The sequence below is a fragment of the Geomonas azotofigens genome (genome assembly GCF_018919395.1).
Taxonomy (GTDB): domain Bacteria; phylum Desulfobacterota; class Desulfuromonadia; order Geobacterales; family Geobacteraceae; genus Geomonas; species Geomonas azotofigens.
Genome location: NZ_JAHLME010000018.1, coordinates 1 through 567, shown reverse-complemented (window position 1 = coordinate 567; position 567 = coordinate 1). Strand labels below are relative to the sequence as shown.

The window sequence follows — 567 nt, the reverse complement described above, 5'->3', positions numbered from 1 at the left end:
CACGACCTCTCCTACATCTCGCTTAACGGCAACATCGGCTGCCTCGTGAACGGCGCCGGTCTCGCCATGGCCACCATGGACATCATCAAGCACTACGGCGGCGACCCGGCCAACTTCCTCGACGTCGGCGGCGGGGCCACCATCGAGCGCGTCACCGAGGCGTTCAAGATCATCCTCTCGGACAAGAACGTGAAGGGGATCCTGGTGAACATCTTCGGCGGCATCATGAAGTGCGACGTGATCGCCACCGGCGTCATCGAGGCGGCGCGCCAGGTCGGCATCCAGGTGCCGCTGGTGGTGCGCCTGGAGGGGACCAACGTGGAACTGGGCAAGAAGCTTCTGGCCGAGAGCGGCCTCAACATAGTAGCCGCCGACGGCATGGCCGACGGGGCGCAGAAAATCGTGGCCGCCGTCGCGGCCGCCGCCTAGGGGGGACGCCATGAGCATATTGATCGGCAAGGAAACCAGGGTCATCACGCAGGGAATCACCGGCGCGACCGGCCTGTTCCACGCGCAGGGCGCCCGCGAGTACGGCACCCAGATGGTGGGCGGGGTGACCCCGGGCAA

Annotated in this window: 2 pseudogenes; both read left to right on the top strand. The window is 66.3% G+C overall.

The annotated features are described in order from the left end of the window. Positions 1 to 429, top strand: a pseudogene (sucC, locus tag KOL99_RS21535) (succinate--CoA ligase subunit beta); the annotation flags it as partial. A gap of 10 nt (positions 430 to 439) precedes the next feature. Next, positions 440 to 567, top strand: a pseudogene (locus KOL99_RS21530) (succinate--CoA ligase subunit alpha); the annotation flags it as partial.